Consider the following 15,399-nt stretch of genomic DNA (forward strand, 5'->3'; position numbering starts at 1 on the left):
TGTCGCGCGCATGACTTTCCACCGTCGTGAAATGGCCCCGCGCTTGCTTTGCGCCAGCCGCGCCCTACGTTGAAAGGACGACACGCGAGTCCGCACGCGAAGGAGCCTATGGGCCGAAAGCCATCCCGCGCAGCCGATCCGGCGATCTCGCCCGATCCCCCCCGCAATGCCGCCCCCCGGCGCGCACAGGCGGAACTCTCCTTCGAAAACCAGTCGCTGCTGGGCCCCCTGTTCGGCCAGTTCGACGCCAATCTCGTGCAGGTCGAAAACCGTCTCGGCGTCTTCATCCACGCGCGCGGCGACAAGGTCATGATCGAAGGCCCCGAGGACGCCGTCGCCCGCGCGCGCGAGACGCTGACCACCATGTATGATCGCCTCGCCATGGGGCAGGATCTCGATAGCGGCGCGATCGAATCGCTCATCGCCATGTCCAACGAGCCGACGCTCGAAGGCATCATCTCGGGCGAGGCGAAAGAGCCGCCGATCATGATCCGCACCCGGCGCAAGACGATCGTGCCGCGCTCGGCCACGCAGATCGCCTATATGCGCAGTCTCCAGCGCGACGATATCGTCTTTGCGCTGGGCCCGGCCGGGACGGGCAAGACCTATCTCGCGGTCGCGCAGGCGGTCAGCCAGCTGATGACCGGCAGCGTCCAGCGCCTGATCCTGTCGCGCCCCGCGGTCGAGGCGGGGGAGAAGATCGGCTTCCTGCCCGGCGACATGAAGGAGAAGGTCGATCCCTATCTGCGTCCGCTCTACGACGCGCTCTACGACTGCATGCCGCCCGAACAGGTCGAACGGCGGATCATGAGCGGCGAGATCGAGATCGCGCCGATCGCTTTCATGCGCGGGCGCACGCTGGCCGATGCCTTCGTCATCCTCGACGAGGCGCAGAACACCACGCGCGAACAGATGAAGATGTTCCTCACCCGCTTCGGCCAGAACAGCCGGATGGTGATCTGCGGCGACCCGCGCCAGGTCGACATTCCCGGCGGGACGGGCATGAGCGGGCTGAACGACGCGGTCGGGCGGCTAGAGGGCGTCGAGGGCTTCGGCACGATCCGCTTCACCGCCGCCGACGTTGTGCGCCACCCGATCGTGGGGCGCATCGTCGAGGCCTATGAGGGCGAGGGCGCCTGAGCGAGGGCGCCTGAGCGAGGGTACGCCTTCGCGGGGCGTTTCGCGCCTTAAGCGGACAAAGGTGACACCCTGTCAACTTTCCAATCTTCCGGATAATTCATTTATAACAGGCGTTTGAATGCCGTTCCGTCCACCGGACGGACAGGGGAAGCGGGGCCTTTTCGGCGCGAAGGCCGGCGCGCGGCGTGGTCGACGATGCGAAGGAGCGACGCGAAGACTAGCGGGCGCGGCGGATGTAGGAAACGGCGGCGGCGGGTTTTTGGGGGAACGCAATCGGAAGCGGACTTTCCGCTCGCGACTCCCTTGCAGACTTTCTCCATCGCTCACATTCGTCATCCCAGCGAAAGCTGGGATCGTCCTCGACATAGTGTTAGCTCGCGGCAATGGGCGGCTGGGTCTACATCATGACCAATAAGCGCGACGGTGTGCTGTATATCGGCGTCACCGGCGACCTCTCCGCGCGAGTGTCGCAACACAAGCAAGGGAAGGGCGCAGCTTTCTGCCGTCGTTACGGCCTTGATAGTCTGGTCTTTGCAGAGCCTCACGCTGAAATCACCGACGCGATCGCCAGAGAAAAAGCGATGAAGGCATGGAAGCGTGCCTGGAAGATCGAGCAGATAGAAAAGAAAAACCCTGATTGGGATGACCTGTTCGAGAAGATTCCCTGATCGACAGCGATCCCAGCTTTCGCTGGGATGACGGAATAGGCAATGGCAGCTCCCCACCCACATCACGCCACCGGCACACGGAGTGGCCTCGCTTCACAGCCGACGTTCCAACCCCGGCCAATCCACGCTACTGCGGCGCGCGATGCAACTCGATATCGATGTCGAAGACTGGCCCACCGGGCAATGGGAGGATCTTGCCGGGCGTGCGGCTCTGGCGGCGGGTGAGGTCACGCCCGAGCTTGCCAATGCGCGCCTTGCAATGAGCGTGCTGTTCACGATCGACGAAGAGGTCCACGAACTCAACCGCGAATGGCGCGACCGCGACGGGCCGACCAATGTGCTCTCCTTCCCCATGCTCTAACGCACGGACCTCCTCGCCCTCGCGCCCGAAGGACCGCCGGTGCTGCTCGGCGACGTTGCTCTCGCACACGGCGTCTGCGCGCGCGAGGCCGAGACGAAAGGGATTGCGCTCGAAACCCACGCCGCAGCTCGGAGCCTGAGAAAACTGGCCAAGATGCAGCCGATACCGGGGCTCGCACCCGCCTGACCGGATCGGGGCCTCCGCTCGTCCGCTATCCGCAGCCTCCTTTAGCCCGCGCCAGCCGCGAGTTCTTCAACAGAATACACCCGGAGCGGACGTTCGGTTGCGACCCGCCTCCTCCTGAAAGTAGCCGTATATTCATGAAGCTTAGAACAGCTGAAATTGGAGCATTCTCTTGATTATGCTTCATACCGCCGGGGCGAACAGCAATTGCATTGCGCGGCCTTCTTAGTCTTGAACGACGACTGACGTGGCGGGATTGAGGTCATCATTGGGATCGGTCAGGATTCCCGCAGGAAAAGCCACTGAGATCGGCTTGTCCTGCGTGTCCAGACACAGAAGGTGGTTGTTGTCCCCGTCGCCCAGATCGGCCAGCGCGACCGGCACAACCTCCCGACGCTTTCCTTCCGCCGACTGGGAGGTCACTTTGTACAGCTCGCGTTCTTTGTCGCCGGGTTCATCACCGTTCTCGAGAGTTACGCCGCCCGCCCAGACAACCCGCACTTTTTGGGCGATGCCTTGTGCTGGACACTCGCTTCCCTTGGTGCGTGGCAGGCCCAGCCCCATGTCTTCTTCATCATCCGAAACGATTTGCGCCATGACGAGCGTTGGACCCGGCTCGAGCGGCGTGACCTTGATGCTTGACCCCTTGAAATCGAGCGTACCGTCAATCGACTCCACATGCCCGATGATCTCTACCCTTGCAGGCGGATCATCACTCGCGTTCCCGAACTCGCCCACAAGCAGCACGGTGCGCAGTTCTCCCGCATCGGTCGCGGGAAGCAACGAGACGCAGTGGACCACACCCGTTTCACCTGAACGGGTCGTGACCTTGAAATCGCCCGCCTGCATCGTTGTGTGGTCGATCTCGGTCGAAAAGATGACCGGCATGCCGTCTTTGCCAGGCGCGCCTGTGCATATGAGATTGGCAAGCGGAGGGAGAGTGTTGTCGAGCCCAAAAAACGCAGAAAGCATCTCGGCGCGCTGGCCTTCGGCCTCGCGCGGGATTTTCCTGTCGGCGGTTGTGTCGGTCGGCTCGTCACTGGTGACCCCGGACGCGCACCCGGTGAGCGCGGCAAGTGCGACGACAATTCCAAAAAGTCCTTCGCGGCAGATCATCCAGTCCATCCTCTTAGTCGGAATACAGCGCGAACTACAGACTGCGACCACAGAAGCATGCGCCAGCGGAAAGAGTGTCTCCCTTTCGGAGTGACGGTCCCATCACCATCGCAGTCGATGCCCGTCGCCAAACGAGCGATCGCTGCGTGAGCGGCAAAATCGAATTGAGCCGCCCGACCGCAATGAATCGAAGCCCAGACGACTGCATATCCATATGCAGCGGTCTCGCCTTACCCGCTGAAGATCTGAAGCGCCGGATCGGCCAGAAACTATTCAATTCTGACCCGATTGCGTCTACAAGCCTGATGGATTCAAGCCCCTGGCCCTAACCTCGGTTGACTTCTCTTCGATGGCGATGGGCCGGGACAATATCTCGGAAGCGGGATGGTAACCGATAAGGTCTTTGGCCGGGTGCTGTTCGAACAAGGCGGCGCTGTCCGAGCAGGGGTGAAGTCTCGCTATGAAACACAGAACCTTCACGCTCGAAAACCGTGCGCTGCCAATGCATTATCCCGGCTTCGTTTTTCGCACCTTGTGCGACGACGGCTATCCTGACAGCGCGCTGCTTGCCGGAACCGATCTTACGAAGGCCAATCTTACGGATCCGGATTTCCGGTGCGGGTTGGCCAGTCTCCAGAAGTTCTATCGCAACACGATAAGTGTAAGCGGCGATCCTCATATCGGCCTGAGGCTCGCAATGCGGTTCGAACCGACGACTGCGGGATTGCCGCTCCTGGCGGCGATGAACGCGGCATCTTTGGGCGAGGCATTGCGTGTCTTCAGCCGTTTCGCCTTTCTTACGTACCCGGTGATCGAGTTCACCCTGCTCGATCGCTTCGATGGCGCTGGCCCTGAAGAATGCGCGTTATGCATCCGCATGCGCTTGCCGCTGGGGGACATATCCTATTTTTCCGCTGGGAGCGCGCTTTTGGCCTGCGATGTCCTGATGCGGATGATCGTGGGCCGGGAGCGGGTGTCGCACCGCGCCCAGATCGCGATAGAGGCACCCTCCGATTGGCACACGATTGCCGGGGAATTACCCTTCCCGTTTGAATTTGGCGCGGACGAAAACCGGCTGATCTTCCCTGCCGAGCTGCTTGACGCGCCGCTGCCCGGGAGCGACCCTCTCAACCATCGCCACCTTGTATCTCTGTGCGAACGCATGGCGCAGCAGGCGAACTACGACTCCACGCTGGCGCATGTCGTCTCGCAATTCCTCGAGGGTGAGGGCAACCTCGGCTCGTCCCTCGCCGAAACGGCGAACGCGCTGGGCATTTCGCAACGCGGGCTGCGCCGCCAACTCGAACAGACCGGGACATCGTTTCGCCGACTTTCGCGGGAGAGGCGGGAGCGCCATGCGCGCAAGCAACTCGCGCACAGCAACAAGTCCATCCAGGTGATCGCGTTCGAGCTCGGCTTCGACAGCGCATCCAATTTCTCGCGCAGTTTCAAGCGCTGGACCGGCGTTACGCCCAGCGCGTTCAGGGCAGGCCAGATCGGACGGAAGCCCGCCGGTCAAAATTGAATACTTTTTGGCCGAAGCTGAACTTCAGTTTGTTCGCAGTTGCGGCATTTAACGCGCGCTGAGGCTTCCAGTCGCGCGCCCGTTGGCATGCTCACCGGTGCGTCTTGGCTGACGTTTGCACAAGGGGCGCTGCGATGAAAACCTTTTCCCATCTTGCGGTCAGCTTTGCCGCGGTCGCGCTTTTGGCCGGACCGGCGGGCGGACAGGAGACGCCGAGACCCCCAGAAGCGCGGCCCAACATTCTGCTGATCCTGTTCGACGATGTCGGCTTCATGGATTTCGGGGTTTACGGCAGCAATTCGCGCACGCCCAATATCGATCGCGTGGCTGCAAATGGCACCATGCTCTCGCGCTATTACACCTCGCCCTTCTGCGGGCCCAGCCGGGCCATGCTGATGACCGGAATGGACAATCACCAGGTGGGCATGGGCACGCTGGTCGAGACCCTGAGCCCGGCAATGGAGGGCCTGCCGGGCTATTCGATGTCCTGGAAGAGAAGCCAGCAGACCATGGGCACGCTGTTCTCGGCGGCGGGCTATCGGACCTATGTCACCGGCAAATGGGGCATCGGCGAAGTGGGGGCAAACCTGCCTAACGCGTTCGGGTTTGACCGCTCCTACGTGATGGACGCGACCGGCGGCAGCAATTACGACAATTCGTCCTACCTGCCCGCCCATGACGAAAGCGCCTGGTTCGAAGACGGCAAGCCGATCAAGCTGCCAGCCGACTACTATTCGTCGCGCTCGCTTGTCGACAAGATGATCGAATATATCGACGCTGGCGACAGCCAGAAGCCGTTCCTCGGCTTCCTGTCGTTGCAGGCGGTGCACATTCCCGTGCAAGCGCCCGTGTCGTTCATTGATGGGTATAACGGGACGTTCGACGCGGGCTGGGACGTGATGCGCGAGCAGCGATACCGGCGCGCGCTCGAACTGGGGATCGTTCCGCCGAGCACCAAACTTCAGGCAGCCCCCGATGCGCACCGCGCCTGGGACGATCTCACTGCCGAAGAGATGGCCATCGCCTCGCGCGAGATGCAGGTCAATGCGGGCATGATGGAAGCGGCCGATTTCCACATCGGCCGGCTGATGAAACATCTTGAAGATGCCGGGCAGCTAGAAAACACGATTGTCGTCATAACCTCGGACAACGGGCCGGAATCGGGTGTGACGCGGTTCGAAGGTCTGACCGGCTATGCTGTGGACCTGGTCAACTGGATCGAGGGTCGCGATACCTCGCCCGCAAACATGGGCCAGCCGGGCAGCCTGACGGCCATCGGTCCTGAATGGGCCGCAGTGTCGGCGGCGCCCTTCAACCTCTACAAGTTCTACGCCAGCGAAGGCGGCCTGCGCGTTCCGCTGGTGGTAGCGGGGCCGGGTATCGGCGAGCAGGGGATCGTGGATGCGCCGGTCCATGTCGCCGACCTCGTGCCGACGCTGCTGCAAGCGGCGGATATCGAATACGATCCGGGAAGCTTCTATGGACAGAGCGCGTTCCCGATGCTCTCGGGCGCATCCGGCGAGACCTATGGGAACGATGACAGTTTCGGCTTCGAGGTGAGCGGCAATGCCGCCCTCTATCGGGGCAACTGGAAGATCACCCGCAATTTCCCACCGCGCGGCGATGGCGAGTGGCGGCTGTTCGACATCTCGGTCGATCCGGGCGAGACGACCGATCTGTCTGCTGAAAATGCCGAATTGTTCGAAAGCATGAAGGCCGAATACGCCGCTTATACGCGGGAGGTCGGCGTGGTCGAACTCGATGCGGGCGACTCGGCCATGAAGCAACTCACGAACAAGCTGGTTTCGGGCGTTCTCGAGAAATACTGGCCCCTTTTGCTCGGCCTGGTCCTCGGGTTTGCCGCGCTTTTCTACCTCGCGCTGCGCACGCTGAGAAAAGCCTTCCCGCAGCAGGCGGCCTGACCCCCCGGCTATCCCCAGCCGGACCATCTTTCCTACGGAGTGAACCATGACCGGGCTCATCATTGCTTTGATCGTCGCTGTTCTCTTGATCGCGATTGTAGTCGCCAATCTCCCTGCGATCCTGCGGATCATGGGGCTGCACCGCCACTACACGATCCCCGACTTCGACTTGCGAGGAAAGCGGGCGCTGGTCGTATGCACAAGCCACGACAAACTGGACCCGACCGGAAAGGACACGGGCGCCTTCGGTTCGGAATTTACCGTGCCCTATTATGCCTTCATCAATGCCGGGCTCGATGTCGACATGGCCTCGATCAAGGGCGGCGAGATCCCGATCCAGCCCTATTCGTGGTCGTGGCCGCTGGCTTGCGATGACGACAAGCGTTTCATGTCCGATTCGGACGCCATGGGGAAGCTGAAGAACTCGATCCCCATCAACGACATCAACCCCGACGACTACGACGTGATCTTCATGGCGGGCGGTTGGGGCGCGGCCTACGATCTGATGCAGAGCGACGTGCTGGCCGATATCGTCACCCGCGCCAACGCGCAGGGCAAGATCCTGGGATCGGTATGCCACGGCGCGCTTGGACTGTGCAGCGCGAAGGGCATTGATGGTGAATTACTGGTCAAGGGACGGCGCGTCACCGGTGTGACGAATGGTCAGATCAACACGTTCGGGATCGCAGTCACGCCCAAGCACCCTGAAGAAGAGCTGCGCAAGGCCGGGGCGATCTACGAATGCCAGCACGCTTTCCGCGATCCGTTTGCAACCCATACGACCATCGACGGCAATCTGATCACCGGCCAGAACCAGAACAGCGGCTACGAAACGTCGCACCGCATTCTGGAAAAGCTTGCGACCGGCCATAACCGCTGACCGAGCAGAAAGGGACCATGTCGCACCAAATGCTTTCCCGGATCCGTCATCCTCACCTCGACTGGCGACCGGTAGAGCGGCTTGCCTTCGGGCTGATCTATGGCGCGATCCTCGTGCTGAGCCTGCTCATGGCGGCGGGCGAAAGCACGGACATGAAGGTGAAGACCGCGCTGGTCCTGTTCGGTTCGGTGCTGGCGGTCACGCTGGCCAGAGGGTTTGCCGAGCTCGTGGCCCACGCGATCGAAACGGGCGAACGGATGTTGACGCCGCGGGCACTTTGCTCAGCATGGAACGGCAGTCACCCAACGCTGGCGGTTGTGGTGCTGCCAACAGCCCTGTTCCTTGCTGCCGGGCTTGGCCTGTGCTCCTCGGGGCTCGCTACCTTGCTTTCGCAGGCATACTGCATCGCCATTCTTGTGCTGTTCGGAGCTCGCGTCGGCTGGGTTATCGGGCACGGTCCCTGGCTGGGCATTGCCGGAGCCCTGTTCGCAGGCGCGATAGGCAGCGCGCTTGCGGCGATGAAATACCTGCTTCAGTAGTGGGCTGGTTGCTATGAAATACGCCCTTGGCATAGCGATTTTCACGTTCGTGTGCGGCGGTGCAATCATGCTGGCCGATCCCTTTGGGAACAGGCAGCCCGAAGGTGTTTCTTGCGGTCTGACCAAGGACGATCTGGGCACCTTCGTCGACATCCCCGGCGGTGGCTTCGTTCAAGGTGACAGCGCGCGTTATCCCGAAGAGGGCCCGCCGCGAAAGGCCTTCGTGTCGCCATTCCGCTTGCTGTCGCACGAAGTCACCAACAGCCAATTTGCTGCATTCGTGGCGGCAACGGGCTATGTCACCGAGGCTGAGCGCGGCCAAGGCTCGGCCCGGTTCGAGGTGAGCGACACGCCCGAGATTGCAATGTCGTGGTGGTCGCTCGATCCTGCTTCGACCTGGCGCACTCCCGACGGCAAAGGGTCTGATCTTGCTGGGCGGGAATTGCATCCGGTAACCCATGTCACGCTCAATGATGCCCGCGCCTATGCCAGATGGGCGGGCGGTCGCATCCCGACCGAGGTGGAATGGGAATATGCGGCGAGCCTGGGCCTGTTCGATGCCGATGACCCCGAATCCGGAATGCGAAGCCCCGAGGGCGACGCACGCGCAAATGTCTGGAACGGTCCGTTTCCCGTGCGTGACCTCGGCGAAGACGGGTTCAAGGGTCTCGCACCCGTCGGCTGTTTCGAGCCGGGGCTGACGGGCGCCTACGACATGATCGGCAATGTCTGGGAATGGACCGAAAGCCCTTTCGGCTCATCCGAGCCTCGCTTCACAATCAAGGGCGGATCATTTCTCTGCAGCGACAGCTATTGCCGCAGATACCGCGCCGCCGCACGGCAGGGCATGGAAGGCGATTTCAGTTCGGCGCATGTGGGCTTTCGCATTGTCGAAAGCGTTGACACGCGCGCCGAGTGAGATGCAGACAATTCCACAGATTTCAGGAGGATTGCGGGGCCGGGATGCTGATGGGCCAAGCGCGTTCTGATTGACCGGAATAGCCGAACAGAATGCGCACCCTTGGCCGCCAACGGCTGAGCCGCCAGGTTTTGCACGAAGGCGCCGTTTTGACGGCCCGCTTCGGAACGTCATGCGGCAAGTTCTGTCAGGAGCAAGCATTCGCGCGAAATGATTTGAACGACCGGTCTGGGTCGAGAGGCGACGCACTGCTCGGTTGCGATCAACGGCAGCTATTGCGTTGTGGCGCCCGAAAGCGGGCAGGCAGCTTCCCACCCAATGTCAGGCCACCGGCACATGGTGCGGTCTCGCTTCACAGCGGACGTTCCAACCCCGGCCGATCCGCGCTAGGGCCGGGCGCGATGCAACTCGATATCGACGTCGAAGACTGGCCCGCCGGGCAATGGGACGATCTTGCCGGGCGCGCGGCGCTGGCGGCGGGTGAAGTCGCGCCGGAGCTTGCCAATGCGCGCCTCGCCGTAAGCGTCCTGTTCACTTCGGACGAGGAAGTCCACACGCTCAACCGCGAATGGCGCGACCGCGACAGGCCGACCAATGTGCTCTCCTTCCCCATGCTCGAACGCACGGACCTCCTCGCCCTAGCGCCCGAAGGCCCGCCGGTCCTGCTCGGCGATATCGCTCTCGCACATGGCGTCTGCGCGCGCGAGGCCGAGGCGAAAGGGATTGCGCTAGAAACCCACGCCGCGCATCTTCTCGTTCATGGGCTCCTCCACCTTGCCGGCCACGACCACGTCGACTCCGACAAACAGGCCGAGGCGATGGAGGCGCTCGAAATCGCGGCTCTTGCAAAAATGGGCATTGCGGACCCATATGGGGACCGCGATACGAGCACTGCGTAAAGGAGCCGAGTGCAAGGGCCATGCCCGATTCCCCATCCCCCTCCGGAGACGCGGAGAGTAGCGGCGGATTGTGGTCCAGTCTGGGACCGGCAATCCGCAAGGCACTGAAACTCGACGAAGGCGACCGCAGCCTTCGCGCCCAGCTCGAAGAGGCGATCGACGAGCACGAGGACGAGAACGAGGACGAGGAGCATCACGAAAGCTCTGCCGGGAACGGCGACCTGTCCCCGGTCGAGCGGCAGATGCTGCGCAACCTCCTGCATTTCTCCGACAACGACGCCGACGATGTCGCCGTGCCGCGCGGCGAGATCGTCGCGGTCGAGGCGGGGATCAGTTGGGACGAGTTGGTCGAAATCTTCTCCGAACACGGCCATTCGCGCATGCCGGTCTATCGCGGCACGCTCGACGACGTGATCGGGATGATCCACATCAAGGACGTGTTCGGATACCTCGCGAACGGGAAGACCCCGCCGCGCGACTGGACCGTGCTGATGCGCCAGCCGCTCTACGTGCCCCAGGCGAGGGGGGCATTGGACGTGCTCGCCGACATGCGCGCGCGCCGGGTGCATCTCGCCATCGTGCTCGACGAATTTTCCGGCACGGACGGGATCATCACGATCGAGGACCTGGTCGAGGAAATCGTCGGCGAGATCGAGGACGAGCACGACGAGACGCCCGAGGCGCTGATCGTTCCGATCGGCGACGGGATGTGGGATTGCGATGCGCGCGCCGAGCTCAAGGATGTCGGCCTGCATGTCGATCCGCGCCTTGCCGAAGTCGAGGAATCGGTCGATACGCTGGGCGGGCTCGCCTTCGTGCTGGGCGAGGCGGTTCCCCCGGTCGGCGCGGTGCTGGAACATTCCAGCGGATGGCGCATTGAGGTGACCGAAGGCGACGAGACACACGTCAAGCGTATTCGCTTGCATGCACCGCATACGCGCCCGACCGCGCCCCTCCCAGATGCGAATGAATTGCAGTAATCGCACGCGCCGGGCGAAAAATTCGCTCGACCTTCGATTTTTTGCATCCATTTCGCTCACCAAGCGTATCTCCTCCCACCAAGGAGTTCGCTCATGCCGTCACGTCGTTTGCCACCCCTTCGTGCGCTCGAAGCCTTCATGCGCACCGTCCGTCTCGGTTCCGCGCGCGCTGCGGCCGAAGAGATCGGATTGAGCCCGTCCGCGCTGTCGCGCCGGATCACCAATCTCGAGGAATTCGTCGGCAAGAAACTGTTCACGCGCGCGCGCCAGTCGATGCAGCTGACCGATGAAGGGCAGGCCTTCTACGAGGCAGTAAACCCGCATCTCGAAGCGCTCGCGCGGGCGGTGGAGAGCCAGTCGGACAATGTTTCTCTGCTCCGCCTGCGCCTCGGCGTGCTCCCGATGTTCGGCAGCCAGCGGCTGTTCCCGCGGCTCGGCGAACTGCGCAAGCGCCATCCGCTGCTCCATATCGACATCGACACCGCGCCGCACCTGGAGGACCGGGTGGGCGATACGCTCGATGCGGCGATCATCCTTTCGCGCGGTCCGGCGTCGGGCCTGCATGCGGTGCGGCTCGACCACAATCTCGTCCATGCGATCTGTTCGCGCGACGTGGCCGAGACGATCGGCGGCGAGATCGCGCCCGAATCGCTGTCCCGGCAGACGTTCCTCATTCATAACGAGCTGCCCGAAAGCTTCGCTGCCTGGAAAACGGCGAATAATCTCGACGAGATGGATCCGGCCGCGATCGACCACTACGATTCGGGCCAGCTCATGCTCGAAGCGGCCGCACAGGGCCTCGGCATTGCGATCATGCATGATGATCACCTGCGCCGCGCGGCCGATCCGCGGCTGACCAACCTGCCCGGAGCGGAGGTGCAGAGCCCCTATTCCTATTGGTTCGTGTGCAAGCCGACCGCGCTCGAGATGCGGCCCGTACGGCTGTTTCACGACTGGCTGGTGCGCGCGGGGCTCTGAGCGGCCGGGCGGCTTTCTTACTGGAAGGGTTCCGGCGCGGGCGTGGCCGCTTTGCCTTGCCCCTGATAGCGTATCGGCGGGACGTCATGGGCGAAATCGCGCAGCGGTTTGCCCAGCGCGTCGCACAGCGCCTCCTCGATCCGGCGTCGCGCTTCGAGGCTGATCGCCTTGCGACCGCGAAAATCCTCCGGGCTGAAAGGTTCGAGGAAATGGATCCGCAGCCGGAACGAGCCCTTGCGCGCCAGCACCCGCTTGGCGTTGTTGAGGCCGCCTTCCTCGCCGATCCAGCCGATCCATTCCGCGACCGCGCCGTAATCGAGCAGGACGGGCTGGACCAGCACGCCGGGCGGTGGCGGCTCGAGCACGCTCAGCATGCTCGTCTTGAACGGAAGCAGCGACTGCCCGTCGGTCGTGGTGCCTTCGGGAAAGACCGTGACCGACCAGTTGTCGGCGAGCGCTTCCTTGAGCGCATTGATCTGCTCGGCAACGCCCATGCGGTGTTCCCGTTTCACGAAGACCGTGCGATTGAGCGAGGCGAGCCAGCCGACCAGCGGCGCCTGCGCCAGTTCAGCCTTGGCCACGAAGGCCGTTCCCGACGCGCCGGCGAGGCTGAGGATGTCGATCCAGGAGACATGGTTGGCGACGTAAAAGACATCGCGCTTGAGATGCGTCCCGACCACTTCGACCCGCGCGCCCGATACCCGCGCCGCATAGCGCAGGAACAGCATCGGGAAAGGCGAACCGTAGGCGAACAGGCGAAAGGCGTAATGAAGCGGCACGAAGACCAGCATCAGCACCGCGAGGGCGAGCGTGCGCGCCGCGATCCGCAGCCAGCCTGCCGGCGAAATCGGTGTCGTCTCCCCGCGCGCGGCGGCGACCCGCAGGTCCCATTGCGCCGCGTCCCGGCCGCAGCCTGCATAGCCCTCCAAAGATCCGTCAGTCATCGCGCGACAGCCGCACCCCGTAAAGCTCCATGCGGTGATCGACCAGCCTGTAGCCCAGCTTTTCCGCGATCTGGCGCTGGAGCGATTCGACCTCCGGGTCGACGAATTCGACGACCTTGCCGGTCTCCACGTCGATCAGGTGATCGTGATGCGCCTCGGGCACGGGTTCGTAGCGCGAGCGCCCGTCGCCGAAATCGTGGCGGTCGAGAATGCCGGCCTCCTCGAAAAGGCGTACGGTGCGATAGACGGTCGCGATCGAGATCTTGGGATCGATCGCGCTGGCGCGGCTGTGGAGCAGCTCGACATCGGGATGGTCGTCGCTTTCCGAAAGCACCCTGGCGATGACGCGCCGCTGCTCCGTGATTCGCAGGCCCTTCTCCGCGCACAATTGTTCAAGATCGATTCTCTGGCTCAAGGCTTTCTCCCTCGCCACGGGGCAGGGCGTGCCTGCAGGAAGGCTCGTGCCCGGACCCGTTTGGCGTGAACCTTACCGGGACCGGACAGATTGCTCAAGCAGGGCCGGGCCGAAAGCGGCGGAAGGACGGCACGACCCGAAGAACGTCCTTCCGCCCGTATCGCGGTCCCTCAGTGGACTGTCACGACGTTTTCTTGCGCCCGCGACCCGAACCCGGCTTGCGCCCGAGGCCGATCTTCTTGGCGAGTTCGCGGCGCGTTTCGGCATAATTGGGCGCGACCATCGGATAATCGGAGGGAAGGTTCCACCGCTTGCGATATTCTTCCGGGGTCATGTTGTAATTGGTGCGCAGGTAGCGCTTGAGCATTTTCAGCTTTTTGCCGTCTTCGAGGCAGACGATGTAATCGGGCTTGACCGAGGCTCGGATCGAAACCGCAGGTTCGGGCGGTTCCGCTTGCGTCTCGTACTCTTCGCCAAGTTGAGAGAGCGCACCGAAAACACTCGTGATGAGAGCGGGCACATCGGCCACCGCGACATCGTTGTTGCTGACATGGGCGGCGACAATATCGCTCGTCAGCGTGATAAGTGTTTCCTTCATGTCGTTTTCAAGATTCTGCATGAGTTCCTCTTTATTCTCGGGTTTTCCCGCTTTCGGTGTTTTACCGATTCCGGCGCAATGAAGCAGTGCTGTCTGCATTGCAAGCAGGCATTGCAGATATTGTGAATTATTAAGTGGAGAGCCGGACTAGATCGACCGGCCGAAAGTAATGGCATCGACCCGGCTGCCATTGGCAAGCCGGTAATAGTTGGGGCGTTCGCCGATCGGTTCGAAGCCGACCTTGCGATAAAGGTTGATCGCCGGATTGCCGCGCCGCATTTCGAGGAAGATCCGCGTCGCCCCGCGCGCGCGGGCCGCGTCGAACAGGCGGTCGATCAGCATCTGGCCGAGCCCGCGCCGACGATGGCCCGGCACCACCCCGATCAGCAGCAATTCCTCCTCGCCCGCCCCGTGGCGGGTAAGGACGAAGCCCGCGGGCGATCGGGCCTGGTCCTGCGCGCTCCATTCGCCATGCCCGGTACGGTCGCTCGAAGCGATGATATTCCCGCCCGCATCGAGCACGAGCGCATGGGTGCTCGGCAGGACCAGCGCGTCGGCGACCTGGCGGCGGTTCCACGCTTCGCCGAATGCCGGATCGAAGGCGGCTTCCATCACTTCCATGATCTGGTCGACGAGCTGGTCGCGGGGGCTCATGTCGCGGCGCTCGCGGGCTTGGCGGTCGATGATTGCGGCTGCGCGTCCGGAGGGCGCCCGTAGATCGCGCCGACTTCGTCCGTCACGAGCTCGCCCGGTAGTTCGGGCAGCGCGCTCGCATCGGGCAGGAGCTCGGTCGCAGAGTGTCCCCTGTCCGGCCGCAGCTGCGCCAAATCGCGTGCCCGACTCCCGGCGAGGATGCGGTGGGCGGGGCGCCGCGCGGCCGCCTCGGGGGCGAGCGAGGCGAGGGGCCCCTCGGCTTTGCCGTCGGGTCCGAAATCCGCAACGAACCATTCGCCGTGCCCGCCCGTCATGCACACCGTCACCGGCTGGCCGGGATCGTCCCTGCGCGCCATGGCGGCGACGAGGGCGAGCGTGGGATAGCCGCAGACCCGCCCCCCCCAGGCAAGGCCCAGCGCGCGCGCCGCCGCGATGCCGATGCGCGTGCCGGTGAAGCTGCCCGGCCCGCGCGAGACGCAGATGCGATCCGCCCGCCCGCGCTCCGGCAACTGGGCGATCATGGGCACGAGCCGTTCGGCATGGCCGCGCCCGAGGACTTCGTGCGCGTGTGCGAGAAGCGCGCCGTTGTCGAACAGGGCGACCGAGCAGGCCTCGCTCGCGGTCTCGATTACGAGAGTGCGTGGGGCAAGGATGCGTGACGGCCCGGACATGCGGCAG

The 15,399-nt window shown here is 63.3% G+C and carries 18 protein-coding genes; 12 read left to right on the forward strand and 6 right to left on the reverse strand.

The window, feature by feature from the left end; translation table 11 throughout:
• Nucleotides 1-108: 108 nt before the first annotated feature.
• From RIB52_RS07015 to RIB52_RS07030, 4 genes are all read left to right on the forward strand, one after another.
• The gene (locus RIB52_RS07015) at nt 109-1,140 is read left to right on the forward strand and encodes a PhoH family protein (protein ID WP_350174333.1); all 1,032 of its coding nucleotides are present in this window, start codon (nt 109-111) and stop codon (nt 1,138-1,140) included.
• 383 nt (nt 1,141-1,523) lie between these two features.
• Complete coding sequence (locus tag RIB52_RS07020; RefSeq protein ID WP_350174334.1) at nt 1,524-1,808, forward strand: GIY-YIG nuclease family protein; 285 nt, start codon at nt 1,524-1,526, stop codon at nt 1,806-1,808.
• A gap of 142 nt (nt 1,809-1,950) precedes the next feature.
• Entirely contained in the window at nt 1,951-2,169 is a 219-nt protein-coding gene (locus RIB52_RS07025; RefSeq protein ID WP_350174336.1) for an rRNA maturation RNAse YbeY, read from the forward strand.
• 39 nt (nt 2,170-2,208) lie between these two features.
• Nucleotides 2,209-2,355 carry a hypothetical protein gene (locus RIB52_RS07030; protein WP_350174338.1) on the forward strand — a complete coding sequence of 49 codons (147 nt, stop codon included), beginning with the start codon at nt 2,209-2,211 and terminating at the stop codon, nt 2,353-2,355.
• A gap of 222 nt (nt 2,356-2,577) precedes the next feature.
• On the opposite strand, the gene RIB52_RS07035 is transcribed toward RIB52_RS07030, so the two are convergent.
• Nucleotides 2,578-3,468: a hypothetical protein gene (locus RIB52_RS07035; RefSeq protein ID WP_350174340.1), complete on the reverse strand. Its 891-nt coding sequence runs from the start codon at nt 3,466-3,468 to the stop codon at nt 2,578-2,580.
• A gap of 460 nt (nt 3,469-3,928) precedes the next feature.
• On the opposite strand from RIB52_RS07035, the gene RIB52_RS07040 reads away from it, so the two are divergent.
• From RIB52_RS07040 to RIB52_RS07075, 8 genes are all read left to right on the forward strand, one after another.
• Nucleotides 3,929-4,993 (forward strand): AraC family transcriptional regulator, encoded by a 1,065-nt coding sequence (locus RIB52_RS07040; protein WP_350174342.1) that lies wholly within the window; start codon nt 3,929-3,931, stop codon nt 4,991-4,993.
• A gap of 134 nt (nt 4,994-5,127) precedes the next feature.
• Complete coding sequence (locus RIB52_RS07045) at nt 5,128-6,915, forward strand: arylsulfatase (RefSeq protein WP_350174344.1); 1,788 nt, start codon at nt 5,128-5,130, stop codon at nt 6,913-6,915.
• A 46-nt stretch (nt 6,916-6,961) separates the two neighbouring features.
• Nucleotides 6,962-7,795: a type 1 glutamine amidotransferase domain-containing protein gene (locus RIB52_RS07050; protein WP_350174346.1), complete on the forward strand. Its 834-nt coding sequence runs from the start codon at nt 6,962-6,964 to the stop codon at nt 7,793-7,795.
• A 29-nt stretch (nt 7,796-7,824) separates the two neighbouring features.
• The gene (locus tag RIB52_RS07055; RefSeq protein ID WP_350174348.1) at nt 7,825-8,334 is read left to right on the forward strand and encodes a hypothetical protein; all 510 of its coding nucleotides are present in this window, start codon (nt 7,825-7,827) and stop codon (nt 8,332-8,334) included.
• 13 nt (nt 8,335-8,347) lie between these two features.
• Nucleotides 8,348-9,253 carry a formylglycine-generating enzyme family protein gene (locus RIB52_RS07060; RefSeq protein WP_350174350.1) on the forward strand — a complete coding sequence of 302 codons (906 nt, stop codon included), beginning with the start codon at nt 8,348-8,350 and terminating at the stop codon, nt 9,251-9,253.
• A 401-nt stretch (nt 9,254-9,654) separates the two neighbouring features.
• Nucleotides 9,655-10,152 (forward strand): rRNA maturation RNase YbeY, encoded by a 498-nt coding sequence (gene ybeY / locus RIB52_RS07065; protein WP_350174352.1) that lies wholly within the window; start codon nt 9,655-9,657, stop codon nt 10,150-10,152.
• A gap of 20 nt (nt 10,153-10,172) precedes the next feature.
• A complete protein-coding gene (locus RIB52_RS07070; RefSeq protein WP_350174354.1) occupies nt 10,173-11,132 on the forward strand; it encodes a hemolysin family protein in 960 nt (319 codons plus the stop codon).
• A gap of 93 nt (nt 11,133-11,225) precedes the next feature.
• Nucleotides 11,226-12,110, forward strand: a complete 885-nt coding sequence (locus RIB52_RS07075) for a LysR substrate-binding domain-containing protein (RefSeq protein ID WP_350174356.1) — start codon at nt 11,226-11,228, stop codon at nt 12,108-12,110.
• A 17-nt stretch (nt 12,111-12,127) separates the two neighbouring features.
• On the opposite strand, the gene RIB52_RS07080 is transcribed toward RIB52_RS07075, so the two are convergent.
• The 5 genes from RIB52_RS07080 to tsaB all read right to left on the reverse strand — a co-directional run bounded on the left by RIB52_RS07080 (nt 12,128) and on the right by tsaB (nt 15,392).
• Complete coding sequence (locus tag RIB52_RS07080; protein ID WP_350174358.1) at nt 12,128-13,054, reverse strand: lysophospholipid acyltransferase family protein; 927 nt, start codon at nt 13,052-13,054, stop codon at nt 12,128-12,130.
• On the reverse strand, nt 13,047-13,469 hold the full coding sequence (locus RIB52_RS07085; RefSeq protein WP_350174360.1) for a Fur family transcriptional regulator: 423 nt from the start codon (nt 13,467-13,469) through the stop codon (nt 13,047-13,049). Before RIB52_RS07085 ends, RIB52_RS07080 begins: the two co-directional genes overlap by 8 nt.
• Before the next feature lie 181 nt (nt 13,470-13,650).
• Nucleotides 13,651-14,088 carry a Ros/MucR family transcriptional regulator gene (locus tag RIB52_RS07090; protein WP_350174362.1) on the reverse strand — a complete coding sequence of 146 codons (438 nt, stop codon included), beginning with the start codon at nt 14,086-14,088 and terminating at the stop codon, nt 13,651-13,653.
• 126 nt (nt 14,089-14,214) lie between these two features.
• The gene (locus RIB52_RS07095) at nt 14,215-14,721 is read right to left on the reverse strand and encodes a GNAT family N-acetyltransferase (protein WP_350174364.1); all 507 of its coding nucleotides are present in this window, start codon (nt 14,719-14,721) and stop codon (nt 14,215-14,217) included.
• Nucleotides 14,718-15,392, reverse strand: coding sequence for a tRNA (adenosine(37)-N6)-threonylcarbamoyltransferase complex dimerization subunit type 1 TsaB (gene tsaB / locus RIB52_RS07100; RefSeq protein ID WP_350174366.1), 675 nt, complete (start codon nt 15,390-15,392; stop codon nt 14,718-14,720). The genes RIB52_RS07095 and tsaB overlap by 4 nt, the downstream gene beginning before the upstream one ends.
• Nucleotides 15,393-15,399: the final 7 nt, after the last annotated feature.

The sequence above is a fragment of the Erythrobacter sp. genome (genome assembly GCF_040217515.1).
GTDB lineage: Bacteria > Pseudomonadota > Alphaproteobacteria > Sphingomonadales > Sphingomonadaceae > Erythrobacter.